Annotated in this window: 21 protein-coding genes; 12 read left to right on the top strand and 9 right to left on the bottom strand. The window is 43.4% G+C overall.

The window, feature by feature from the left end:
• The first annotated feature begins 52 nt into the window (after positions 1–52).
• Both AACW75_RS11550 and AACW75_RS11555 read left to right on the top strand, forming a co-directional pair.
• The gene (locus AACW75_RS11550; protein WP_237297447.1) at positions 53–1,714 is read left to right on the top strand and encodes a VRR-NUC domain-containing protein; all 1,662 of its coding nucleotides are present in this window, start codon (positions 53–55) and stop codon (positions 1,712–1,714) included.
• Positions 1,715–1,858: 144 nt separating this feature from the next.
• Positions 1,859–4,213, top strand: coding sequence for a fatty acid cis/trans isomerase (locus AACW75_RS11555; protein WP_145568596.1), 2,355 nt, complete (start codon positions 1,859–1,861; stop codon positions 4,211–4,213).
• A gap of 133 nt (positions 4,214–4,346) precedes the next feature.
• Here the strand turns inward: AACW75_RS11555 and torS are convergent, their stop codons facing one another.
• The gene (torS, locus tag AACW75_RS11560; protein ID WP_145568594.1) at positions 4,347–7,379 is read right to left on the bottom strand and encodes a TMAO reductase system sensor histidine kinase/response regulator TorS; all 3,033 of its coding nucleotides are present in this window, start codon (positions 7,377–7,379) and stop codon (positions 4,347–4,349) included.
• Between the two features lie 94 nt (positions 7,380–7,473).
• Between torS and torT the strand changes: the two genes are divergently transcribed.
• Positions 7,474–8,586: a TMAO reductase system periplasmic protein TorT gene (gene torT / locus AACW75_RS11565; RefSeq protein ID WP_237297448.1), complete on the top strand. Its 1,113-nt coding sequence runs from the start codon at positions 7,474–7,476 to the stop codon at positions 8,584–8,586.
• Between the two features lie 60 nt (positions 8,587–8,646).
• On the top strand, positions 8,647–9,102 hold the full coding sequence (locus AACW75_RS11570; RefSeq protein ID WP_009844869.1) for a methylglyoxal synthase: 456 nt from the start codon (positions 8,647–8,649) through the stop codon (positions 9,100–9,102).
• 132 nt (positions 9,103–9,234) lie between these two features.
• Here the strand turns inward: AACW75_RS11570 and AACW75_RS11575 are convergent, their stop codons facing one another.
• A complete protein-coding gene (locus tag AACW75_RS11575; RefSeq protein ID WP_017072570.1) occupies positions 9,235–9,585 on the bottom strand; it encodes a VOC family protein in 351 nt (116 codons plus the stop codon).
• Between the two features lie 82 nt (positions 9,586–9,667).
• Complete coding sequence (gene helD / locus AACW75_RS11580) at positions 9,668–11,743, bottom strand: DNA helicase IV (protein ID WP_237297449.1); 2,076 nt, start codon at positions 11,741–11,743, stop codon at positions 9,668–9,670.
• 176 nt (positions 11,744–11,919) lie between these two features.
• Between helD and yccS the strand changes: the two genes are divergently transcribed.
• The 5 genes from yccS to AACW75_RS11605 all read left to right on the top strand — a co-directional run bounded on the left by yccS (position 11,920) and on the right by AACW75_RS11605 (position 17,466).
• Positions 11,920–14,103 carry a YccS family putative transporter gene (yccS, locus tag AACW75_RS11585; RefSeq protein WP_017072568.1) on the top strand — a complete coding sequence of 728 codons (2,184 nt, stop codon included), beginning with the start codon at positions 11,920–11,922 and terminating at the stop codon, positions 14,101–14,103.
• Between the two features lie 331 nt (positions 14,104–14,434).
• A complete protein-coding gene (locus AACW75_RS11590; RefSeq protein ID WP_017072567.1) occupies positions 14,435–14,620 on the top strand; it encodes a hypothetical protein in 186 nt (61 codons plus the stop codon).
• A gap of 121 nt (positions 14,621–14,741) precedes the next feature.
• Positions 14,742–15,062, top strand: a complete 321-nt coding sequence (locus AACW75_RS11595; protein ID WP_237297450.1) for a hypothetical protein — start codon at positions 14,742–14,744, stop codon at positions 15,060–15,062.
• 162 nt (positions 15,063–15,224) lie between these two features.
• Complete coding sequence (locus tag AACW75_RS11600) at positions 15,225–16,484, top strand: hydroxymethylglutaryl-CoA reductase (protein WP_135457594.1); 1,260 nt, start codon at positions 15,225–15,227, stop codon at positions 16,482–16,484.
• Positions 16,485–16,554: 70 nt separating this feature from the next.
• Positions 16,555–17,466: a LysR family transcriptional regulator gene (locus AACW75_RS11605; RefSeq protein WP_237297451.1), complete on the top strand. Its 912-nt coding sequence runs from the start codon at positions 16,555–16,557 to the stop codon at positions 17,464–17,466.
• Positions 17,467–17,547: 81 nt separating this feature from the next.
• Here AACW75_RS11605 and AACW75_RS11610 read toward each other — a convergent pair whose 3' ends face one another.
• The 3 genes from AACW75_RS11610 to AACW75_RS11620 form a co-directional block, all read right to left on the bottom strand.
• Positions 17,548–18,462, bottom strand: coding sequence for a YjjW family glycine radical enzyme activase (locus tag AACW75_RS11610; RefSeq protein WP_237297452.1), 915 nt, complete (start codon positions 18,460–18,462; stop codon positions 17,548–17,550).
• Positions 18,463–18,518: 56 nt separating this feature from the next.
• Positions 18,519–20,084 (bottom strand): YjjI family glycine radical enzyme, encoded by a 1,566-nt coding sequence (locus tag AACW75_RS11615; RefSeq protein ID WP_237297453.1) that lies wholly within the window; start codon positions 20,082–20,084, stop codon positions 18,519–18,521.
• A 343-nt stretch (positions 20,085–20,427) separates the two neighbouring features.
• Positions 20,428–21,027: a class I SAM-dependent DNA methyltransferase gene (locus AACW75_RS11620; protein WP_029225145.1), complete on the bottom strand. Its 600-nt coding sequence runs from the start codon at positions 21,025–21,027 to the stop codon at positions 20,428–20,430.
• Between the two features lie 161 nt (positions 21,028–21,188).
• Here AACW75_RS11620 and AACW75_RS11625 point away from each other — a divergent pair, with 161 nt between their 5' ends.
• Complete coding sequence (locus tag AACW75_RS11625) at positions 21,189–22,067, top strand: LysR family transcriptional regulator (RefSeq protein WP_017075763.1); 879 nt, start codon at positions 21,189–21,191, stop codon at positions 22,065–22,067.
• Between the two features lie 56 nt (positions 22,068–22,123).
• Here the strand turns inward: AACW75_RS11625 and AACW75_RS11630 are convergent, their stop codons facing one another.
• On the bottom strand, positions 22,124–22,474 hold the full coding sequence (locus tag AACW75_RS11630; protein WP_237297454.1) for a hypothetical protein: 351 nt from the start codon (positions 22,472–22,474) through the stop codon (positions 22,124–22,126).
• Between the two features lie 281 nt (positions 22,475–22,755).
• Between AACW75_RS11630 and AACW75_RS11635 the strand changes: the two genes are divergently transcribed.
• On the top strand, positions 22,756–23,652 hold the full coding sequence (locus tag AACW75_RS11635; protein WP_102554138.1) for a cation diffusion facilitator family transporter: 897 nt from the start codon (positions 22,756–22,758) through the stop codon (positions 23,650–23,652).
• A 51-nt stretch (positions 23,653–23,703) separates the two neighbouring features.
• Here the strand turns inward: AACW75_RS11635 and yddG are convergent, their stop codons facing one another.
• Together yddG and yjjG are read right to left on the bottom strand one after the other, a co-directional pair.
• Entirely contained in the window at positions 23,704–24,633 is a 930-nt protein-coding gene (yddG, locus tag AACW75_RS11640) for an aromatic amino acid DMT transporter YddG (RefSeq protein WP_017075766.1), read from the bottom strand.
• 123 nt (positions 24,634–24,756) lie between these two features.
• Complete coding sequence (gene yjjG, locus AACW75_RS11645; protein ID WP_135457584.1) at positions 24,757–25,431, bottom strand: pyrimidine 5'-nucleotidase; 675 nt, start codon at positions 25,429–25,431, stop codon at positions 24,757–24,759.
• A gap of 213 nt (positions 25,432–25,644) precedes the next feature.
• Here yjjG and AACW75_RS11650 point away from each other — a divergent pair, with 213 nt between their 5' ends.
• Positions 25,645–25,830 (top strand): hypothetical protein, encoded by a 186-nt coding sequence (locus AACW75_RS11650; RefSeq protein WP_145568570.1) that lies wholly within the window; start codon positions 25,645–25,647, stop codon positions 25,828–25,830.
• Positions 25,831–25,909: the final 79 nt, after the last annotated feature.

Consider the following 25,909-nt stretch of genomic DNA (forward strand, 5'->3'; position numbering starts at 1 on the left):
TGAAGAGCTTAACCTTAGGGTTAGGCTCTTTTTGTATCAAGTGACTTATTAAGTGACAATAGAAACCACTCCTCAGCTCTCCCCTACTTATTATCTCGACAACTTCAATCGACTGGTTGAACACGCCCAAACGCTCTACCCAGATCTTACGAGTGACGATGAAAACCGTTGGCTGTCAGAATACCAGCGCCTTTCTATTCCAAGCCAATGTTTGATGGTTCGCCTGCTCTCTCGTAAAGGCTGTTGGTTTCGAAACGACAAACTCGACTACGTTGAGATCCTAAATCTGAAAAGCGCCCTGCAAGAGCTAAACGCGTCGAGCTTCGTTACGTTAAGTCACCCAACTGAACAACATAACCTCGTCATTAGTGATCTTGAATTAGGATTGCATCTACTGACTAAGCCAGAGCTGTTCAGCGCATTCCCGTCTCTTAAGAACAATAAGACAGCGAAGAAAGATGAGCTCTTAGCTTTGCTTGAACACCAACCTTTTGAACAGTTCCAAAGCTTGTCGTTTGACTGCATTTACGTTGTTGAATCTCAAGTTATCGATGTCTTATTGTTACTGTTCTTCGCCAATACATATCAAGACTTAAGCCAGTTCGTGTTAAGCGACCTTGGGCTCAATACCTTCGAAAACTACACATTAAGCAAGCAACGCCGCTTTTTCACCTCTAGAGAACAACTCAACCAGCTACTCCAAATGCGCGATGTACAACGCTTGTATTTTGAGGGCGATCGCAAAGACTCTGAGTTTCTTGAACATCTTTTACAGTCGATACCCGCTGAATCGGATCACAAAAGCATAGCCAGAAAAAGATCTCGGTTGATCAACGATATTGCACGCGATCTTGAAAGGCTTAACCAAAACGACAAAGCTGTCTTTTGGTTCAAACAATCTGTACTTCCTCCGAGCAGAGAGCGACTTGCACGCATCTATGACAAGCAAGATGAGTTAGACTCAATGTGTGACATTGTCACGCAAATGCAAACTACTCCATCGGATGTGTCAGAGTTGGAGGTCGCTGTTAAGCTTGAGCAGAGGTTATTGCGCAGACAAATGTTATCTACAAAGAAAGGCCACAAGGTTCCCCGCCCTTCAAAACCAAATTGCGATCAGATAAAGCTGGATCTAGACCTAAGCCAAATACGAGTTGAGCTTGCAGTAAAGCAGCATTTTGAGAGCCAAGGTTGGGATGTCTATTTTTCTGAGAACAGTTTTTTATGTGGCTTGTTCGGTTTGGCTTTCTGGGATGTGATTTTCTCAGATGTTGAAGGCGCGTTTATCAACCGTTACCAACATCGACCGCTGGATCTGTACCATTCAGATTTTGTCGAAAAACGAGCCGCCCAAGTAGAAGCCGTGTTCCAAGCCATATCCGAGCACGGGCTAAACCAGTTGCTTGATATCTACGACCAAAAACACGGTATTGCTAACCCATTTGTTCACTGGAGTCATTTTCCTAAGCCTCTTATCGAACACAGCATAGATTCAATTTCAAATGCACTAGTTGTCGATCTCTTCAAAGTAATTCTAAGTGACCTTAAGTTGTTCCGAACGGGGATGCCGGATTTGATTGCGTTCAAGGATGATCAATTTCATTGGATTGAGGTCAAAGGGCCAGGAGATAAGCTGCAAGACAACCAGTGGCGATGGATAAAAGAATTTGCGCGCCTTGAAGTGCCGTTTTCGGTTTGCTACGTCAATCAATAACCCACTGAATACGCATGACAGCGAGAGATTCATATTGATTGGCTATTCCATCCTATTCGAATCTTGTCTACAAAATCATTAGATCATGAGCATTTTCAATCATTTTCGATATAATTAAAGAAAATGTCTAATATTTAAATACGTATGAATTTGAAAAAACTCTTCATTTTAGCTTTTGTTAGTATCTTCTCAGGTTGTGCCGTCTACGCGGGTTTAAACTTCGACCAGCTGTTTGGTAAGCAGCAAGTTCGTGACCGCCAAGCCCCTATTCTCTCGGCTCAAGCACAACATTTCATTGACGAAGTGAAGCCCATCATTGATAGCCGCTGTGTAGTTTGTCACGCGTGTTACGATGCACCGTGCCAACTCAAAATATCTTCAGTCGAAGGAATAGACAGAGGTGCGAGCAAAGCACTCGTCTACCAAGGCACTCGTTTAACGGCCTCAGCCCCGACTCGTTTATTTGAAGATGCAATAACCACACAAGAGTGGCGCGACGCGCGTTTCCACCCAGTGCTTAACGAACGTATGCAGAATTCAACAGCAAACCTCGATGCAGGTCTTGTCTCTCGTATGTTAATCCAGAAAGAAAATCACCCTCTTCCAGATCAAACACAATTAGAAGGCTTCGACTTTTCGACAGATCGCGATCAACAATGTCCAACTATTGAAGAATATGCTCAATATGAAAGAGATTACCCTACCTGGGGAATGCCTTATGGTATGCCTAACCTAGATAAAGCGGAATACGCTACCTTGATGAGTTGGTTGGAAAATGGTGCACTGATGAATGACCATGTTCCCCTCAATGATAGCGAACAAAAGTTGGTCGATACCTATGAAGACCTTTTCAACAAAAGTGACCTTAAAAGCCAACTTTCCGCTCGTTACATCTACGAACACTTATTTCTATCACACTTGTATTTCTCTGACCTATCGCAGCCAACTCGCTTCTTTACGCTTGTTCGTTCTACAACGCCACCAGGCCAAGTCGTTCAACGAATCAGCACTCGTCGCCCTTACGGTGACCCAAAGGTTGACCGCGTTTACTACCGACTCATTCCCGAACAAGGCACGATTGTCGACAAAACACACATGCCTTTCGCACTTAACAAAGAGCGTTTACAAAACTGGAAAACATGGTTTATTGATACGGAATACAAAGTAAAACAACTGCCTAGCTACGATATAGATGTATCCGCAAACCCTATGACTTCATTCGAGGCGATACCCGTTAACTCTCGCTTTAACTTCATGTTGGATAACGCTCAGAATACAATTATGGCGTTTATCAAAGGCCCTGTATGCCGTGGTCAACTCGCACTCAACGTAATTAACGACCGGTTCTGGGTTGTCTTCATTGACCCGGAAAAAGCAAACTTACCGGAAATTAACCAGTTCTATGCAAGCCAAAAGAAGAACCTAAAATTACCTAGCGAACTAACGAGCAACACTGTTCCTATGAAAAATTGGGTAAAATTCTCGAAACAACAAGCACGCTACTTAAATGCTAAATCTGATTTCACTAATCAGTGGTTTGAGAGCGGTGTACACCTAGACACCAACATCATTTGGGATGGCGATGGAACTAACCATAATGCCGCACTTACTGTATTTAGACACTTTGATAGTGCCTCTGTCGTACAAGGGTTAGTAGGCCCGCAACCTAAAACAGCTTGGATTCTTGACTATGCTTTATTAGAACGTATCCACTACCTTCTTGTCGCTGGGTTCGATGTTTACGGTAACTTTGGCCATCAGCTCATTACCCGCATGTTTATGGATTTCTTACGTTTGGAAGGTGAAAGTAACTTCTTAACCCTTCTACCTAAAGATGTCCGACACATTGAACATTCAAGTTGGTACCAAAACCAAAGCGGCCAATTGAGTGACTTCTTACAACGCAACATCGCGCCTTTCGATCAACCCACCAGTGTCGTTTACAAAACAGCAGATCCTAAACGCGAACTGTTTAACATGATTAAAGAAAAGTTAGCACCCGTACTCGATAACCGATTCGATCTCGTCGAGACAGGCTTTGGCAAGAAAAATGAAGCCTTACTGAATCAAGTCAATTTAATTCGAGGGGAAGCCTTACGCCATGTACCTCAATTAATTATGATCATGATTGAGGGGAAAAACGGTGAAGAGCAGTTATTTACGCTCATTCACAATAATGCGCACAGCAACATTTCAAGCTTGTTCAATGAAGAAGGCAATAGAGACTACGCCAACGATGATTTAACGTTAGTGCGAGGCGTTGTAGGAAGTTACCCAGCCGCTTATCTATCCTTAACAGAAGAACAGATACCCACTCTAGTATCGACGTTACAAAAGCTTAATTCAGAAGAAGACTATGTAGCTTTACTTGATAAGTTTGCCGTCAGACGCAGCTCTAGTGAATTCTGGCCGTTTAGTGACCGTGTTCATCGTTGGTATCAACAAGACCAGTCCGTTGAGTTTGGTTTGCTCGATTACAACCGCTTTGAGAATAGATAATTTATCTCAAACAGGCTCCATTTAACCTTTGGACGTCTAAAAGACAAATCCGCTGAACGAGGTCTCGTTCAGCGGATTTTTTATATCATCGCCAACTAATCACAGTTAACGGTTTAAAGCTTATAAATGAGCGTTATAAAACGTGTTGCTTCAGTGCCTCTAAAGAGTCTCTCGTCAGTTGAGTCAAAGACTCTCTACAGTCTCTGTATTCCTGCAATGGGTCCTCGCTTGCTTCAATGCTATGACAGAGATTCAATAACGCAGATAAACCTAAGCTACCCGCAGAGCCTTTCAACTTATGAGCCAGTGATTTGACTTCTCGCCCATTATTGGCCTCACTTGCTTGAATCAATTCATGTAAAGTCTGCTGGCTACTGTCTTCAAATAGCCCAACGATTTGCTTCATTTTCTCCAAACCAAGAATAGACAAGTCGCCTTCTATTACTTTGCTATCAATGAGTGTCACTGTCATTTCTCCTTCGTCTGGTTTGCGAGGGTTCATTCCCGAGGCTGAATCAGATACCACACTGGCCATCTGAGATGAATAAAGATCATTGCCTTGGCATTGTTCGCTGGCTTTGTGCAATCTATTGGTTTTATTTACACCTTTGCATATTGCATCATCTGGGTCAGGTTGTGGCAGTAGCAAAGTCTTACCATCCAACTGAGTCACAATGAGTTGAGCAAGTGCCTCTTTTTCTAACGGCTTAGGTAAAAAACCATCGAACCCAGACGCTAAATAGTTTTCAACTTCCTCATTGAACACATGAGCCGACACCGCCACCATCGGCGGTGTGTACTGTTCTGGGACATCTGATGAAATCACAACAATCTCTTTCAGTTGTTGGATTAACTCCACTCCATCGCAATCAGGAAGGTTAATATCAACTAGCGCAATATCAAACGCTTGAGTGGCAAAAATAGTACGAGCTTCTTTACCTGTCGTCGCAATCACAACTTCATGACCAAGGTTATGTAAGAAACCTTCTGCAACAATGCAGTTCACCGGATTATCTTCAATCAAAAGTACTTTCGCACGAATACAGGTTTCGACTACTGTCACTTTTGTTTCAATTTTCTCACCTACTTCGAGCGGAACGGAGAACCAGAATTGACTACCCTCACCTTCTTCGGAATGAACACCGATGTCGCCGTTCATGGCTAACATAATGCTTTTGCTGATTGCCAAACCTAAGCCCGTGCCGCCCATTTTATTGCGACCGCTATCCGTTTGACTAAATGCATCAAACAAACACTTCTGTTCACTGGCTCGGATGCCGACACCCGTATCTGACACCTCAAACATCACACGATTTTCATCTTGTACATCTAGATTGATAAAGATATCCACTGCACCGCTATCGGTAAACTTGATGGCATTGCCAACTAAATTATTCAATATTTGACTAATTCGAGTCACGTCGCCACGCCAATAGCGTTGAACATCACTCTCAATATGGAAGTTAAATTCAAGCTTCTTCTCAGCAGCGCGACCTTCCATCAACTGATATGTATCTTGAACCATTTGATGAAGATCGAATGAAGCAATTCGGATCTCTAGATGACCGGCTTCAATCTTCGAATAATCAAGAACATCATTCAAAATAGCTAATAGGTTCTTACCACTGCGGTTGATGATATCGGCATAGCCTGACTGCAACGGATCTAACCCCGTATCTTTGAGCAGCCTAGCAGTACCCAACACTCCGTTCATTGGTGTTCTGATTTCGTGGCTCATGGTCGCAAGAAAAGCGGACTTGGCACGGCTAGCTTGCTCTGCCGCATTGCGAGCCTTGGCGTGATTACTCACCTCGACATTCAGCTTTTCATTGGTCTCTTGCAGTTGGCAAGTACGGTCAGTGATCAGTTCTTCAAGGTGCTCTTTGTGCTCTTCAAGTTCTCGTTTTGCTTTAGCTTCACCTACCGCCACCACTTGCAGAGCCTGAGCCGTGTTTCTTGCAGTAATAATGGCTTCGCCCATATGCGCGAGTTCATCATTACCTTTTACTGAGATATCAATATTAAGTCGCCCTTGTGCGATCGACATTAACGCAGAGGAGTACTCCGTGAGGCGTTTCACTACTGAAATATAAACGACACGCCACACAATAAAGGCAACAATAACGAGGCCGATAATCGAAATAACAGAGAGCGACCATTGAGCCAAACTCAGCGTTGATGTCAGCTCATCCACCGCCTTCTTTGTACTCAAATTTGAGTCATCAATAAGTTGGTTGACGGTGGTATTCAATTGCGAAAACAACTGCAGAGTATTCTGCATCAGAAACTCTGACTTCTTGGTGTTTTCATATTGCTCTAGTGATATATCAAACACCACTTGGCGCTTTCTAAGCTCTTCGAGAAGCTGCGACATCTGCGCAGAGCGGGTGGGATCCTCAACCGCTTTTACGCGGCGCACCATAATTCTGAGATTGGATTCGAATTCAGTTTGGATCTGATGAATACGCTCAACATTGGTCACCGTTTGAGTTTCTTCAATTTGGTTAAGCATCTTAAAGGCTAAAAGATGCAATTCATGCAGACGTTCAGATAGGTCGAGATCAACTTCAACCAATGCGTCTAGCGCTTGGTAGGCTTTCTCTGTCTCTTTGGTTTCTAGCAGATCATAAATATGTGTAACATTGGCAACGGCAATGGTGGCAGTATTCAGAACTTGCGTGCGAGTCAGTTGTTCAAGCTCTTCGGCAAGTAAACGCATCTCTTCGACACGAGTAGATAGCTCTTTGTTTAGCCAAAGCTTACGCTCAACAGAAACACCCAGTTCAGCCAGTGTATTGATAACACTCTGGACATTGTTTTCGAGTTTATTTAGAAGTTCAGAGTCAAAGCTATCAACACCCAACTCTTTAATATGTTGGAGCAATGCCTCGAGTTGGCCGAACAAAACAGTGCCCGCTTCTTTTCTCTCCGCTTCATTTCTAGCGTTAGAGAGTGTTTGTACCGACGAGATGATACGATTACTCAATTCAGAAACCTGACGAGCTTCAATCATTGCAGGCAGTGCCGAATCGACAACATTTCTCTCTGTTTTTGCAACAAAGCTAAATCCAGAAACACCGATCAATGCAGACAAAAGAACGAGCATCGCCATCACTAAAAATGAGGCCAGCAGCTTGCGTCCAATACTTGCTGAAGCTAACAACATATATTCCTAAACCTTAAAAACGTTCTTCTTTACCCATGCAGAATACGCTATATTTTGCAGTGTTTCTTATCTAAAACCAACAAAATGGCAATTCATGCTTTCTAAACACTTTGCTTCAAAATTTCTTCTATCTTTACTTGTTGTGATGAGTGCTTCGACTCGTGCTAGTGAAACTTTAAGTGATGCTAACAAGCCTCTGAGTAGTGACAGCGAACTTCTGAATAATACCAACGAGCCTTTGAATAATCCCAACGAACCTTTAAGTCCGATAAAACCGGCCACGGCTACATCGCAAAAAGAGAAAATTTGCGCGATTTATCCTCATCTTAAAGATTCATATTGGTTGTCTGTCAATTACGGCATGGTTTCCGAAGCAGAGAAGCAACAAGTAGAATTCAGAGTATTGGAAGCTGGCGGTTACCCCAACGTTGCCAAGCAAGCCTCTCAATTGGTGCTTTGTACAAAATGGAGGGCTGACGCCATTATTTTGGGCACGGTTTCACCTGACGCTTATCACGATAACCTCACAAATTGGGTCGGCTCAACGCCCGTTTTCGCGACCGTAAATGAATTAACGGTGAGTAAAGAACAACAAAAGGTATTGAAAGGCACTGTGGGCGTTGATTGGTATCAGATGGGCTTCCAAGTCGGTGAATACTTAGCAAAATTACACCCCAAAGGATCGGGTAAGACCCCTATTGCGCTATTACTTGGACCTCAATCCAGTGGCGGCACTAAACCCGTGGCACTCGGTTTCTACGACGCGATAAGTTCAAGTGATGTGACGATTGCCATCAGTTACTGGGCAGATAATGACAAAGAACTGCAAAGAAACCTCGTCCAACAAGTCATCGAGCAACCCGATATCAAATATATTGTAGGCAGCGCGGTCGCAATAGAAGCGGCGATCAGTGAACTACGAGCGGCAGGTAAAACCAAAGAAATTGGGTTGATTTCAAGTTATTTGAGTCACGGAACTTACCGAGGCTTATTGCGTAATAAGGTTCTCTTTGCGCCCACAGATAAAATGGTCGAGCAAGGTCGTTTATCCGTAAAACAAGCCGTCAGTTACTTACGTGGACAGCCCTATGAGATACACAGTGCGCCAACTATAGAGGCTCTCACTCCTGCAACGTTAAAAGATCAAGTTATCGCCGACTCTTTGTCACCTTCTGAGTTTCGTCCGGTATTCAGTGTGAATCCTTAATGCTATATTCGCTAAAGAACTCAAAACAATAAAAACGAAACAATAATTTAGGGAACATTCATGCAAAAAACTACGCGTACTATGCCAACGCATAAGAACATTGCTTTGGTCGCTCATGACCACTTCAAACCTGAGCTACTAAGATGGGTCAAAGAAAACAAAGAAAAACTACAGAAGCACTTCCTTTATGCAACGGGCACTACGGGTTCTCTACTAAGTAAAGAAACGGGCTTAGCGATTAAGAGTATGATCAGCGGCCCTATGGGGGGTGACCAACAACTGGGTGCACTTATCTCTGAAGGAAAAATCGACATGATGATTTTCTTCTGGGATCCACTGAATGCAGTGCCTCATGACCCCGATGTAAAAGCATTACTTCGTATTGCGAGCGTATGGAACATTCCTGTCGCAACCAACCGTGCTACCGCAAATTTCCTATTCAACTCTTCACTACTTGAAGAAGAAGTCATCATCGAAATACCAGATTACGAAGCGTATTTAGCTGAGCGTACTTAACCGCCTTCATCTGTATTCACTCTTAGATTGGATATAGATGCGGCAATACGCGAGAACTAAAAAAGCCTGCTTTATCGCAGGCTTAATTATTTGTAACGCTTGGTAAAAGTAGCTGTATGCTTTGGAACGAAGCTAGTTATCGCTCCACACCGCCATCTCATTACCACTCGGTTCTTTAAAGTGGAAACGACGCCCACCAGGAAAGCTAAAAATCTCTCGATTTACTTGTCCACCAGCAGTGATAACGTCGCGCTTAGTTTGCTCAAGATCTTTACTGTAAAAAACCATCAGCGCCGCACCATTGCTAGTATCAGAAGCCAAATCTGCTAGATAAAACCCACCCATTAAACCTTTACCTTCAAAAGCAGAATACTCAGGGCCATAGTCTTCAAAAACCCAGTCGAATACTTGGCTAAAAAATGCCTTAGTCGCCGAAATGTCTCGCGCTGCGAATTCAATGTAATTGATTGAACCATGTTCCATATTCATATTCTTATGCCTTTCCCTACTAATAATAGGGAGGGAGAGTTGAAGATCTAAGCTTAGACCGTCACCTCAAATAACATTACTTTTTGCGAACGACCGGGTAATCAGAACCATGAAGTTCTTGTACGAAGCCAGAACCATCACCGCTGTGTGTAATCCATACTTTTTCTTTCGCTCGCGTCATTGCCACATAGAATAACCGTCGCTCTTCAGCATAAGGGAATACATCTGACGATTCAGTCAACGCGCCATCAATATGAAGCTGCTTCTTCTTAGCAGGGAACTGCCCTTCGTCAACGCAAAGTATAATTACAAAGTCCGCTTCTTTACCTTTACTGGCGTGACAAGTCATAAATCTGAGATCGATCGAAGTGAAGATCTTTTTCCAATCTTCCAGTAATTCAGGTTTGTGGTAATGGTTACGCCCAAGCAACATCACCGACTTATTGGCTTTACCTTTCGACTGTCGGTTCAATTGATCGAGAATCTTCTCTACTTCTTTGCTTGGCGCACTGTACACCGCCTTCTGCTTCTGTTGCTTAAAGCTGTTCAGGTCCTTCGGCAATTGAATCGGGTTTTCTTGTACAAAGCGATTAGCGACCGCACCTAACTGATTGTTAAAACGATATGTGGTGTCTAGATGATGAATGGTCGAACTCTCAAAACGGTCTTTGAAGCCGGTCGTCAAATCCACATCAGCGCCCGCAAACTGGTAAATGGACTGCCAGTCATCGCCCACAGCAAAGATAGAAGCTTGGTGCTGCGCCTTCGATTGATTACAAAGCGCTTCAACCAGAGCAAGGCGATCAGGAGATATATCTTGGTATTCATCAATCATGATGAACTTCCAAGGAGAGACAAACTTACCCTTCTCGACATATTGAGTCGCACGGCTGATCATGGTCGAGAAGTCGATATGATTCTCTTCTTTTAACGCTTTCTGCCACGCGGTAACACATGGCCAACATAGTGAAAGCTCACTATTTAAACGTGTGTAATCTCGATGGTCGATTAGTTGTTGTTGTACTTCTTTTTTCGATAAGCCCGACGCGTTCAACTGCTCAAGTTGTTTTTCGAGCCAACCAATCAATTTGAGGTTTGAAACGTGGCTGCCAAGCTCGTCATCACCGGTCAGGTACGCGATTGGCCATTTAGACAGGTGCTTTTGCCAACGCTTGAAGTTGGTCGGTGTCATCCAATGCTTCTTCAACCAATCAATACACCATGCTTGGCGTTGATTATTGTCCAGCGCTAGAGGAGAGATAACAACGCGTTCGGTTTCTACTTGATTAAGTATCTTCAAACCTAATTGGTGGAAAGTACTGACTTGAACCTTTTCTGCTGATAAGCCAATTTTGCTGTCGAGGCGCTGTTTCATTTCTTCAGCGGCTTCACGACCAAATGCAAGTAATAGCAGCTCTTCAGCTTGCGCCTGATGGCTTTGCAATAAATAGGCGACGCGAGCCGTCAGAACGCTGGTTTTCCCTGATCCTGCACCAGCAAGGATGAGGTTATGGTCATCGTTCATCAAAACCGCGTATTGCTGAGACAAGTTCAACGGAGACGACTCACATTGTGCAAACAACACTTCCCAGTTTTTTCTTTCGGTCTCTAGCCATTGTTGGTTTCGTTCAGCTTGTTTAATCTCAGTTTCCGACAACCATGGTTGCATTCGAGCAAAGCGGTTTGGCATGCGTTGTGCTGCTTCTTCTAGCGTCATTGTCATATTGTCTAAACTTGAGTTGACCATATCGACCCAAGTATTGACTTTAGAATGCGGTAAGAAAGCAGGAAGTTGCTCCAGACGCGTCAATTCGGCTTCCCATTGAGGGACGTGCTCTGCGAGTTGTTCACACTGTGTGTCATGCCATTTCTGATACGCACCAACCGAGGCACGTGCAAATTGACGACACTGATCCCAAGGCAAGCCTTGTACTAACCAACTGCGTTGTTTGCCATCTTGTTGATTAGCAAAAAACTGCAACGATCCCCAAAACAAACCGCGCTTTATCGCGATCTTGCCACTCCAAATAGTAAACGGGATACGTTCTTCACTGCCTACTGAAGACAACAGTAGACGTGGACCATCAAGTTCGACCTGATGATATTCATTTTGAATAAAAAACTGTGCAGTCTTGTTAGCGCTTAGCTGCATTGGAGCGTGCTCTTAATTAGGAATATTGAATTTATATCATGATGCAATGAGAATTAATAATATCTCACATCTTATCGACGCTTTCATGACCATCTAGGGACAATTATGGATAAGTATCAAATTCTTGTGCTTGATTTCTGTTAGGATTATGGTTTTAGTGTGTCAAGTGAGCGACTGTGGACTTTTCTGCCAAATTGCGCCTCTATTGGGCGAATAAAACCATAAATTACAGCATATTAATACTCATCACCCTACTCGGTGTTGTGGTCCCTGCTTGGTATTATGGGCAAAACACGCTCATCACCCCACTCATTTTAGGTGTCATCGCTGCTGCTCTTGCAGAAAGTGACGACAGCTTTACTGGCCGTTTAAAAGCTCTCACCCTTACGTTCATCTGTTTTGCTATCGCTGCCTTTTCCATTGAGTTGCTATTCAACACACCTTGGCTGTTCGCATTAGGTCTTTTCGCCTCAACTTTTTCATTCATAATGCTAGGCGCGATTGGACCGAAATACGCGAGCATTGCATTCGGTTCTCTCTTAGTTGCTATCTATACCATGCTTGGTGCCCACGAAAGCACCAACTTATGGTTTCAACCACTACTGCTATTGACTGGTGCGGCTTGGTACTACTTCATGTCGATGATTTGGCAGATTGTCTGGCCAATGCAACCCGTACAGCAAAACCTTGCTACCGTATTCGACCAAATCGGCACCTATATGGGGTCTAAGGCAGAGCTGTTCTATCCTGTCTCTGACCTTATCCCACAACCACACCGAATTATTGAAGCCAAATTGAATGCTAGCACCGTTAATGCACTCAACATGTGTAAAGCGACGCTGCTTAACCGCTCCAAACGCGGACATATTGATGGCCCGAGTGACCGATTCCTAAACACCTATTTCATCGCGCAAGATATTCACGAACGTGTGAGTTCGAGCCATTACCGCTATCAAGAGTTAGCTAAACACTTCGAACGTTCTGATGTACTGTTTCGCTTTAAGTATCTGTTAGAAGCACAAGCAACCGCCTGTAAAGAAGTGGCGAGCTCACTTAAAGTGGGTGCGGAATATCAACATGGTGATAAATCTGTACTGGCGCTTGATGAGTTAATGTCTTCACTGAACCACCTTCAGCAACAGAACAAACCCGAATGGAAGTCGCTGCTGAATCAATTAAATTACCTATTCAATAACCTAGCCACCGTTGAAAAACAGCTCTCGAATATCAGTAACCCAGATGCTGAGAAGCTAGAAGAAGGTGTCTTGGACGATACTAATCCGCACACCTTAAAGGCAATGTGGCAAAAGATTAGAGCTAATTTTCATACTGATTCAATGTTGTTTCGACACGCGATTCGTATGGCAATCACGTTAACGCTCGGTTACGGGATCATCCAAGGTTTTAATATCGAGCGTGGCTATTGGATCCTACTGACTACGCTGTTCGTTTGTCAGCCAAACTACAGCGCAACGCGACAAAAGCTGACAGCGCGTGTCATTGGTACAGTGGCAGGCTTATTGATTGGGGTTCCGTTACTGACCTTCTTCCCTTCCCAAGAGAGCCAGCTAGTCTTCATTGTTATCAGTGGCGTTATGTTCTTTGCATTCCGCATCAACAACTACGGCTTCGCAACAGGCTTCATTACCTTGTTGGTACTGTTCTGTTTTAATCAGCTTGGAGAAGGCTACGCTGTCGTACTACCAAGGCTGGCAGATACCTTTATTGGTTGTGCTCTCGCCGTACTCGCGGTGATATACGTATTACCAGATTGGCAATCTAAGCGATTACATAAAGTCATGGCGGATGCTCTCGATTCTAATAAAAATTATCTGGCACAAATCATTGGCCAATATCGAGTCGGTAAAAAAGACACCCTTAATTACCGTATTGCCCGTCGTAGCGCACACAATAACGATGCAAACCTTACCGTTGCCATCAGCAGTATGTTGGTTGAGCCTGGTAAATATCGTACTTCAGAAGATGAAAGTTTTCGATTCCTCACGCTCAATCATGCCCTGCTGAGCTATATTTCTGCCTTAGGAGCGCATCGTACTCGTATCGATGATGAATCCACACACAAGCTAGTGTTGGACGCCCACCGTGTCATACATGAGCACCTCGACGCTCTCAATGACCAACTCTATTCCCATCAAGAGCAGTGTGAAGTTAAAAATTCTTATGACCCTGAACTTGATAAGCGTTTAAGCGAATGGCGAGAAGAGGATGAAAGCTCTGTCAGAATGGTCCTACAACAGCTGCATTTGATTTACCGAATGCTTCCAGAACTGCATACTTTAGCGACCAAATTTGCGGTCAAGGTTAAGATAGATAAATCGATCGACAAAGAAGCTTCTTGAACAACAAACAAAATACTGTAAAAACAAAAAGATAACCCAAATCGATCACATTTTTATCATCACCTGTAATTATAGTTTGCTCTATCAATATCCCAAATAAGATAGAGCAACTTCTTGCCTACCCTTGTTCTGCAAGGGCTAAGCGATTTTTACATTGTAAGAATTTTCTGACTTTGATTTACCAAACCATAACTTTGCCTAACATTTCTCGGACAAAAAACAACCAGAGCAATTTATAGTTGTCTTAGTTTTAGGAACACTCAAACTTCATTTAATATTCACTTAATCTTGTTTGATTTTCCGAATCAGTAGGCTATGCTCTATAGGGCATATGGATTTGAACAAAGGTCACACTATGAATACACAACAATTTGAAGCGTTTAAGGAGCAAATACAACTTCTTAACCCTCAGCAGCTTAAGGCACTTCAAGGCGAGATCGACGGCAATCTTATAACCGACAAGCCATCTCTTCTTACCGATGAAGAGTTAAACGCATTAAATGAACTGTTTAATTAATAGACAGACGTCACTATTTTAGCTTAAGTTCACCGTTTCATAGTAAGTTTTACCAAATCATCATTGCGCTCAATATATCGTCCACCTAGACTCAGCCCATACGTCAATAAAAGGTTCTGTTATGTCGATATCTGGTATTCAATCTGGTTACGCCATTATTCAGCAATCAACCAACATGGCTGAAGAAGCAGCAATCGAGCTCAACCAAGCCTCTAAGCAATCTCTCGAATCTGACAACTCTTTCCAAACTAGCGACTTCAGCTTTAATCAAATAGAACCTGAACAATCCATTTCGTTTAAAGACAAAGAACCTGAACCTGCCTCACCCTCAAGTGATGCCTTGATAAAACTGACACAAAGCGCAAATTACAACCGCGTGGGTGCCAGTGTGGTTGATCGTCAAAACGAAGCCATCGGCAGTCTTCTCGACATCCATATTTAGAACACCACCTCAAATAACCACTTTTTAGGAATCATTCGCTCCTTTTTGTCATTACAACCACACAAACTGTAACTCATTATATCAGGCGCTTGTTTCTGGTTTTTTACTCGGTAGAATCAGCGCAAACCAATTTTGCTGCACAAACTATACTTCATACTATTTATGCCAAAACTAAATCTGCATCGCCGTGACTATGTTTCTATTTTAGGAGGCGACATCTCCGCAGACGAATTAGAACAAAAGCTTCAGCCTCATTTTGAAAAGCCAGTGAATAAGCTGACGCCTAGCCCGTACCTGACAGAAAAGAATCTAACGCGTCGTTGGGCTGCTCTCGATAACCTAGAATCACAACAAGAACTGCTCGATCCTCATACGCAAAGTCAGATCCAAGCGTACGAAAAGAACATTGAGCACTTTATTGGGACGGTGAAGGTTCCAGTCGGAGTGTCTGGTCCGCTAAGAGTCAATGGCCTATTTGCTAAAGGCGATTACCTAGTACCGTTAGCTACTACGGAAGCTGCGCTTGTCGCGTCTTATAACCGTGGTTCTAAGCTGCTTACCGCTTGCGGTGGTGCGAGTGCAATGCTGCTGAATGAAGGTGTGACACGTACCCCTGGTTTCGCATTCCAAGGGTTAGTTGAAGCCGGTCAATTTGTAGCGTGGGCCGTGACCCAATATGAACAGTTTAAAACCTTAGCTGAATCTACTACTTCACACGGCAAACTTACCGACATCAATATCAACATCGAAGGCAACCATGTTTACTTGGTGTTTGAATTTCTAACTGGAGATGCCTCAGGTCAGAATATGGTGACCATCGCGACCAATGCGGTGTTTGAGTTCATCATAGAAAATACCCCAGTGAAGCCCGATCATGCTTTTCTTGATGGCAACTTATCGGGCGACAAGAAGGCCAATACCCAAACCCTGCGTAGCGTTCGTGGTAAAAAAGTCACCGCTGAAGTGAATATATCCCCAGAGCTTGTTGCTAAGTACCTGCATACCACGCCTGAAAAGATGGTTCAGTTTGGGCAGATGACCACTGTAGGTGGCGCTTTGAGTGGTACTATCGGCATTAATGCCCACTATGCTAATGCATTGGCTGCGCTCTACATTGCGTGCGGCCAAGATGCGGCTTGTGTGGCTGAATCGGCGATTGGTATGACTCGTATGGAGCTCAACAAAGAAGGTGGCCTATACGCTAGCGTAACACTGCCTAATTTAATGCTAGGTACAGTAGGCGGCGGCACTGGTCTGCCAAGCCAAAAGGCATGTCTAGATTTACTTGGCCTTCACGGCAATGGTAAATCGCAAGCCTTAGCTGAGGTATGTGCTGCATTATGTTTAGCGGGTGAACTATCGATTGTAGGCGCGTTTTGCGCCGGTCACTTTTCGCGAGCTCATCACAAATTAGCTCGTTAATAACCTTTATCCAATTTGGCTTGTGAGATTTTGTGGATTGCACAAGCCACTCTGAATGCGTGAGTCATAAATGGATTACTTACACTTATCTAGAGTGAGCCTTAAACACCTCACTGCGCTTCATATTATGCTAAACACCCACAGCGTTACTCAAACCTCAGAGCAACTGTGTGTAAGCCCTTCGAGTGTGAGTAAGACATTGTCTCAGCTGCGTGACATCCTCAATGATGAGCTCTTTTATCGAGATGGCACTAAGCTGATCCCTACTCCCTTTGCCTTGGAGATAGCACCCACTGTTCACGCGATTCTTTCAAGCATGAATGGGTTGCTTCATCAAAAGAGCTTTTCGCCTCAAAAATACCAAGGCAGTTTTTCACTTTCGATGCGTGAAAGCACTTTTGAAGTATTCGCTTCTAAAATCAGTAGAATCACCACCGAACTCGCCCCAAAAGCTAAGCTCAATATCTATTCCAAGCAGCAACTCGGCTTTGATGCTTTGCTCAGCGGTAAGGTCAACTTGATCTTGTTACCTCATGATATTTCCCAACCTCCGACAGATAACAAAGAGCTGGTTTGGGAAACTATTCTTCCCGATGAGATGGTTTGCTTAATGGGATCACAGCACCCTCTTGCCCAACAAGAACTGACTGTTGAAGGTTATTTAGACTATAAACATATTGGGATCTTAGATAACGAGCTCTCCAAACCTTACTTTGAGCAAAACTTAGTGCAATGTCATAAGCCAAGAGATATGGCGATATCAGTAGCGGATTTTGGTGCGGCCGCCGTATTGTGTCACCATACGTCCTTCTTGTTCACTTGTTCTAAACAATGGGCTGAACAAGCAAAACAAGCACAAGGATTAGTGAGTAAGCCGCTTCCTTTTGACTACGGAAAAGTGGCGTATAGTTTGGTGTGGAATAAACCCAATATGAATGATCAAGCGATCAAATGGTTGTGTGACCTGTTTTTAGAGGCTTAATATTTTTAGTAGCTTAATATCTTTAGAAACTTAACGTTCTTAGAAGCCTGATGGTCTGTTTAAACACCACAAACGTAAAGACTAGCTATAAACCTCTGGGGTTTGCATTGGCCTTTGAACGATCGTGTAGAGCTTGTCGTGAAAGCTCTGCATCTGTTTCTTCGTACATTTAGGCCATTCCAACGCCTCGCCAACCACACCATGATGCTGAAACGCATTTAGGCGAATTCGTACATCACTTGGCAGCGCCTTCAGGTAATTTCCAACCTGTTCAATTTCGTCTTCGAGATCACTTCTATTTGGAATATGCAGCAAGCGGACTTCATGTAACTTACCTTTCTCAGCCAAGTAGTTAATGGTTTCGAACACTCGATGGTTGCCTCTTCCCACTAACCATTGATGCGTTTCAGATTGCCACGATTTTAGGTCGATCATCGCACCATCAAGGTAAGGTAATACCCTATCCCAACCTTGTTTAGGTAAGGAACCATTACTATCAATAAAACACGTTAAGTGTGCCAATTGCGGATCGCTTTTGATCGCTTGAAATAGCTCGATGATAAACGGCAATTGCATGGTCGCCTCGCCACCCGAAATGGTAATACCGCTCAGGAAGAATTGATTGTGCCTAACCAGTTCAAGCAAACCTGATACCGTCATCGTGGTGATTTTAGGGCTCGACTTATGATCACAGATATCGATGCACTGATCGCAGTTGGTACACGCTACCGGATCCCACTTCACTTTGCCATCAACCATGCTTAAAGCACGGCTTGGACAGCCGCTAACGCAGTCTCCACAATGGTTACAGTGATTGATTGTATGCGGGTTATGGCAAGTAATGCAGTCAAAATTGCAGCCCTGAAGAAACAGCACCAAGCGGTTTCCCGGACCGTCAACACAAGAAAAGGTCAGCACACGGCTGACCTTCGCTTGTTTTTCTGTCTTATTATTTTTAACCCTAGCCATTTGAGTTGTTAGATCAGAAATTTTCATAATTCACATTGTTCGTATTCGAAACGCCTCACACACATAACACACGCACGTTAAAGCTATTCGTATGTCGGCGACATCTCTAAGCTTGCCACGCGTGGTTTACGCTCTAGTATGCCCGTGTTCTTCGCAGCCTCAGCACCTAAGAACGTGGTATTGGTACGTGAACCTTGTTCGTCGTATTTTGCAATATCAGATAACTTAACCATGTACCCTGTTACGCGTACCAGATCATTTGACGCTACGTTAGCGGTGAACTCTCGGTAACCCGCTTGAATCGCCCCTTTACACAAGTTGAACATCGCTTCTGGGTTGGATTTAACCGTTTCGTCGATGGTCAGAATATCACTGATACCAGAGGTGTAGAACTTATGGTGACCAGCGGTAGCACGAACGTAAGAGACTGGATCCGGTTCGGTGCCATAAGGAATACGGACACCCGGAGTCACATCTTCATCTAAACTAATACCGCCTTGAGCATGCAGCAGAGCTTTACCTTCCAGCCCATATTTCACTTCAGAGCTTTCGACGATCTCAGCCAGCTTTTCAGAGATACGGTGACCGAGTTGATTAGCTTGTTCATCGTGGCCATAGCGCCCTGCTTGACCTTCTTTTTCCATTAAGATGTTAACCGCTTCCGCCATGCCGTAAATACCAAACATTGGCGCAAAGCGATCTTCTTCAATCAGGCCTTCTTTGGTCAGGAAGCCTTCAAAAAAGTTAGATTCTTCATGTAAAAAACGACTACGTGCGTTCATCAGTTCAATCATGATGCCACTGTAGTTTGGCAACACTTGGTTTAAGAAGTCATCGCTACTGTGAGATTGCAATGCTGCCTCTTTTAAATTCATTCGAACTAAGGTGTTAGAACCCCCCGCTAAAGGAAGCGAGTTATAACAGCTTACAATACCAAAACGCTTATCGCCGTAAGCCTCGGCGTGCGCTGGATAGTTAGCGATATGTGGTTTACTGCACTCACAAATATTACTTGCCGCATGACGAAGTAGATCATCAGGTGTCGCAGCAGGGTCGTACATAAAGGTTAGGTTTGGTGCGATCTGCTTCAGTTCAGCGTCTACACGCAAAATTGTACGGCACACAATGTTATCGGTCGGGCCAATATTGACGTGCATAAACGCATCAGGGAGCGTGCGATCCAGCATGATCCAGAAAAGCTTGAGCTTTTGGTATACCTGCTCGTCAGTTAAATCACCAACAAATGGCATCAACACATCATCCAATTGACCTAAGTAAACCGGAATCGACGTCACTGAAGGAACGTGATGGTAGATAATGGTTAGCATGTTCAATGCTTCATCGAAATTGGTTGCCGCGCTAAGCTCTAAATACTCTGAGCCTTGATGTAAGTATTTAGAATAGTCGGGAAGTACATAGCGCGGCTTAAATGGGGCGTGCCCTTCAAACATGTCACATAGCACACCTTGTTGTAGGGCTTGCTCTACTTCATTGCTAACCGGCATATACGGTAGGCTCGCTTCAGCTTCTAAGGCAAGATAGCTCGACTTCTGTTTTGGTGACAGGTGAGCATCTGAAATGATATTGCTAAAGCGCTGTTGTTGCTCTGAAAGTGGTGAGGAAGTAGATGACGAAGATTGATGGCTCATGATTAAACCCTTTACTTTATTATGGGCTTATTTTATATCTCACGCTTATGTTTCCACTAATGAAATGTATGCAACACTATATTTCCAAAATGGAAATGAGTGATTTGTTAATTGCCTGAAATTAGTTTATCTATGAACGAAATGGGAAGGAAGAAGCCAGCGTTAGTGTTGATGTTGATGTTGATAGTGATAGTGAAGATACTGAAAAGCACTCACTGGCTCGCCTGTTTGAAACACAAACGACTAAAAATAGAAAACCCACATAACTGACCTTTAGATCGTTGATGTGGGTTTCGTTATTTTAGATGAGCATTACCGAGGCTAGCTCTAGGCATACACAGGATTACAGATAAGGAAGCACTTGCTTGCGCCCAACACCCATCAATACTTTTAAAGTACCTTGTGGCGTGTCAATCGAGAACGGAGTCGATACCTCAACAACAGAGAAACCGGCTGCACTCAATACATTCTCTGAGCGCTGTTGGCTTACACCATAGTCTTCACTGTCGTTCTCTAGATACCAATCCCAGTGTACAAACGTGCCATCGTTTTCAAGCAGCGTGTAAATAAGGCTGACTGTGTCTTGTAGGTTCGGGATAAAACCACACACCGAAGAGGCTACCACAAGGTCAAACTGGTTTCTGAATGCTGGATGCAGTGCTGCAAGCCCGCGCGATAAAATATCAACAACCGGTTCAACGTTAGGTAACTCTTTCTTATCTAACTCTTCAATCATCCCCTCGGAGATATCAAGTGCGATGATCTCTTTTGCTAAAGGAGATATTTTTTGGCTGAGTAGTCCTGTACCACAACCAAAATCAAGGACACGGGTTCCGTTTAAATCAACGAGCTGTGTTAACTGGTCAAATACGGACTGTGCGAATACTGCGGTCGCGGGATCTTTATCCCAATCAACGGCGTATTCGTCCCATTGTTTCGCCATCATGGCCTCCATCTTTACTTCTTGTAGGTTCGGAACTTGCCCAGAATAAACCAAATTAGTCAATTCGTCATAGAGTTATCATGCAATGATGGACTATTTCTAAGATAGTCAGCACAATATTCAGATAATATGCACCGACACCCGCTCAATATGGAAATGAAATGAACCTTTCTCAAGTCCAAGCCTTTTGTTCTGTTGCTGATTTAGGATCAGTCTCTGAAGCTGCCCGCCAGCTTGAATGCAACCGAACCAAACTTAGCATGTCGATCAAAGCCTTGGAAAAAGAGTTAGATGTTGAATTGTTCGTACGCAGCGGAAATCACGTCGAGCTTTCCGAAGCAGGTAAAGCCATCTACAAAGACTGTGAAGGCATGTTGGTGACAGCCGCACGAATTAAACAAACTTGCCTCCACGTATCTGGCGAGTTCAACGCAGAAATATGGATTGCCCGCGACGACTCATTACCCGATGAAATGTGGCAGAATTTATCTCATGCACTCAATAACAAGTACCCTTCGACTTCATTCAACTTCGTTCTGGCGTCCAGTGGAGACTTGGCAAACCTTGTTGAAACTCAGCAAGTGGATTTTGCATTTGGGGTCGATTATGAACGAGTAGACGACCCTCGAATTATCTACAACCCGCTCGGTAAGATTCGAATGATGTCTGTGTGTAAGAAAGGACATGATTTAAGTGCGATGCGACGAGTCTCTGATGAGGTATTGAGAAATTCGATGCAAGCGACCATGGTTTACCTCAATGAAAAAGATAATCCGGAGCTTGAGCCCTTCTCTCGCCGTCATATCGGCTTTTCTAGCTTCGACTTTATGTTAGATACGATTCTACGTGAAGAAGCTTGGGGCGTAATGCCTGAACCATTAATTCGCCATTTACTGCGTGATCAGGAGCTAGCTGTTATCAAGCACACTTACGGTCTAACACAAGAAGATTACTGTATGTTCACTGCTGCGGGTATGGCGGAACATCCAGGAATGAATTGGTTAGCAGATAAGATAAGCGACTATCTATTTGATTTCTAATTATACTTTTGATTTATAAGTCTATATTTTCCATATCCAAAGCTAGAAGCTAGAAGCTAGAAAACCATTACATGATCAACTAAGTAACGACCGTCTTCTTCAACCAATACCATTTCAGCCACAAACTCACCTTTAGCAATTGTGTAGGCTTGCTTCCACACAAAGGCGATTGAGTCAGAACGCCTAAACAGCGCGACAGACTCACGTTCAGCAAAAAAGCCATTGCTGTGCTGATAATGGTGGCACACTTTTTCTAAGTATTCAGGCGTAACAATATCCTTCATTCGCTGAGTAAAATCTCGGCAATGCTGAGCATGATCAACCTTAGTTGAACCTTCCATCAAGTTATCCATAATTGGGTTAACAATCACCCACAACTCGTTATCGCTGACATCGTCAAACTTCATATTTATCCACTCCTTTGTAATCACAGCCCAATTCCACAAACCATAGGATGCTTGCAACTGATATGTTTTATTAATCATAAACGATCTAATTTCACTTGCACATAATCCCCAAAAAACAGTCAACGCCAGTTTTATTGGCACCAAGAATTAAACTTAAACATTTGAATTACAACGAATTAAATGGAAGCCTCAAATAAGACTGATAAACGTAACCAGATAAGGTTTGTAAAGTTAGCTCAATATTAGAACAATGAAGTTATCAAAAACATCTGGAAAATATTATGTGTGACAGGAAAAGCCAAAACGAAAATCGAGTACTATTGTTCTCAGCCCTTTTAGCATCAGGCTTCGCAGTTGGCGGATTGGTGTTGGGTCTTCTCGTTGGCTCGATAGTCATAGTATTTGACGGTGTTTATTCTCTTATCAGCCTACTGTTAACTTTATTGTCACTAGCTGCTTCGAAATACATTAACCGCCCTTCAGACACTGAGTTCCCATTTGGTCGAGCAATCATCGAACCGATTGTTATCGCAATTAAAGCTGTTGTTATTCTGCTTGTGGTTGGTTATTCACTTTACTCAGCGATTGGTGCCTTAATGACAGGCGGTCGTGAAGTAGACGCTTCTATCGCCACTCTGTTTGGTATTTTTAACGTGTTGGGTTGTGGTTACGCTTGGTGGTACATCGCCAATAAGAGTAAGCGTATATCTTCAGGACTGATTCAAGCTGAGTCTAAACAGTGGCAAATGGATACGCTGCTGAGTGTAGCGGTAACAGCAGGTTTCGTGGCGGCTTGGGTAATTACATTTTCTCCGTTGGCAGAATATGCAGTATATGCAGATCCAATGATGATGTTACTTATGTCTTTCTACTTCATCAAAGTACCTTTCGACATGCTAAGAGAAGCAATGCGCGAATTGTTAATGATGTCAGCAACCAAAGATATTTGTGACGCAGTAGATAAGAATGTTATCGCAGTAGACAAAGATGCTGAGCAAGATTTAGAGTTAATGGGTGTAACGAAGGTTGGGCCTGAACTAAGAATTAACGTTGATATCCATAGCAACGATCAACAAGCTATTGCCGTCGATGATATTGAACGTACGCGCCGCCAACTTAAGCGACGCCTATCTAACATGCCTTATGAGCTTCAACTAAATCTCAATATAGCGAGTTAAACTTCCACCTAACAAATGAGGACAGTCCTCACGCTAGAACATAAACTCAAATTAAGACTGAGATGAAGCCTTTTCAGAAGCCGATGCCTTTGCCGTCGGCTTTTCTCTGGTTACCCACCAGCAAGCCAGTGAACCAACGGTAACCATACAAACACCCTGCCAAAAAGTCATACTCAATGACAAACCTAAAATAACAGAAGAAAGTAAGGTCGCAAAGATTGGCGTAAAGTAAGACATAGTCGCGAGAAAAACCATATTGCCTCCCAGTATTGCCGTATTCCAAAGCGCGTAGCCTGCGCCCATACAAACTCCAGCAAGCACTAAGTCAATAGCTGCACCTGTTGTCATTACCATGCCGGTTTCATCACTCAATGCGTATTTGATCCACAGAGTGATCGCCGTAGCGATAAAGAAAAGCACGATCGCATTCTGCCCTTTGGCAACACGCTGGGTGTAATTACAATATACCGCCCAAATAATCGCACCAAAGAACGCCATAGAATACGTTTTGGGATTCGTCGCAATATTCGCAGCAATTTGATCGACAGAAAGACCTTGATCACCACTGATGCTCCAAGCCACACCAAAAAATGCCAAAAAGATACTTGGATAAACCAACCAATTAATCTTTTTGTCGCTCAGCAGTACCGCGAACAACACCGTCAGTGCAGGCCAAAGGTAATTGATAACGGCCATCTCTAAAGCTTGATGTCGGTTGTTTGCCATTCCTAAAGCCAAAGCCAAGAAGATCTCGTAGCAAACGAATAATGCACCACCTATCATCAAGTACGATTTAGAGAAGCGTGATAGCTTAGGTAAACCCATAACGCAGACCAACAACAGTGCGCTCACTGTATAAAGACTGGCCGCGCCACCAATTGGGCCCAGTTGTTCTGAAACGCTGCGAGACAGCGCGATTAAGCAGCTCCACAATAAAATGGCAGCAATGCCATAGCAGCTATAGCGATGAGTTTTCAGCACAACTCTTCCTTTTTTAGTTTTAGTTTTAGTTTTAGTAGCTAATCAAATTCGACATAACTAGCCAAACACAGTGTTGCATCTGGCTATCGATGAGTCGCTTATGAAGTCAAAAATCACTAACGACTATGCGAACAGAAGGGCTTGTAGGTCAGACAGAGACTTAACTTGGTAGTGAGGATCAATTCCATCTGGCGTTGCTTTTTCTTGGCTATTTAACCAACAAGTTTCAATACCAAAATCTAATCCACCTAAAATATCAGAGTGTGGGTTATCCCCTACCATCAGTATTCTTTGTTTCGATGGCAATCCAATAAGCTTGTGTGCATGTTCGAAGATCTCGGCATCAGGCTTAGCGACACCCACTTCTTCAGAAATGATGACGTGGTCGAAATATTCAGTCATCCCAGTTCGCTCTAAACGGATTGACTGTAGCTCGGTGAAACCATTAGTAATGATCCCCATGTTCACTTTGCCTTTTAAAGACTCCATCAACTCTTTCGCGCCAGGAAGCAAGGTACAAATATCAGCCATTGCATTTAAAAATGCACTGTTGAGAGTCGCGGTCGTTGTGTCTAGCTTTTCAGCCCAACCTTCGAAGCGCGTATGTTTAAGCTGAGCAGCGGTAATTCTCCCATCTTGGTAATCAACCCAAAGTGGCAAATTAACTTTTTGATAATCCGAATAATCTTGCTCATTGAACGTCACGCCAAAGCGTGAAAACATCAACTTCATTCCTTGAAAAGCATCAAAGTGGAACAAGGTTTCATCCGCATCAAAAAATATCCAATCGTACTTCATTCTATTTCCTATTATTCGCGCTGTTGAGCAGTGCTTGTATTTATTTTCTCGTTGCCTCAAGGGCCAGATGTGCATTCTACTATCAATTTTGTGAGCCTGAATATAGTTCTACGAATTTATAGAAAACAAGCAGCAAGTCATGATGTATCGCAAATTTTGCCACATATTAAACCAATACCATACAAGAAATACACCTAAGTACCGGGAGGTACCATGAAGCACTTCTTACCGTCATCCGTAATGCTCACTCCATTCCTTGTTAAATATTATGATGAAGAACCAGAAGACACCCCTGACGCCTTAGATACCAATGAGCCTCAACAACCTCAAATTGAAGGTAACGATGACTCAAGCAAACCATCGACACAAACTGAACTTGAACCGATTTTGAGTGAATAATCTTTACTTTTCATGGTTATAGAGCGCCATTCCGCTCTTAAATTAATCAATGGTTCGATATCCATTAGTGACAATAAAC

The sequence above is a fragment of the Vibrio sp. L3-7 genome (genome assembly GCF_963898195.1).
Classification (GTDB): Bacteria; Pseudomonadota; Gammaproteobacteria; order Enterobacterales; family Vibrionaceae; genus Vibrio; species Vibrio echinoideorum.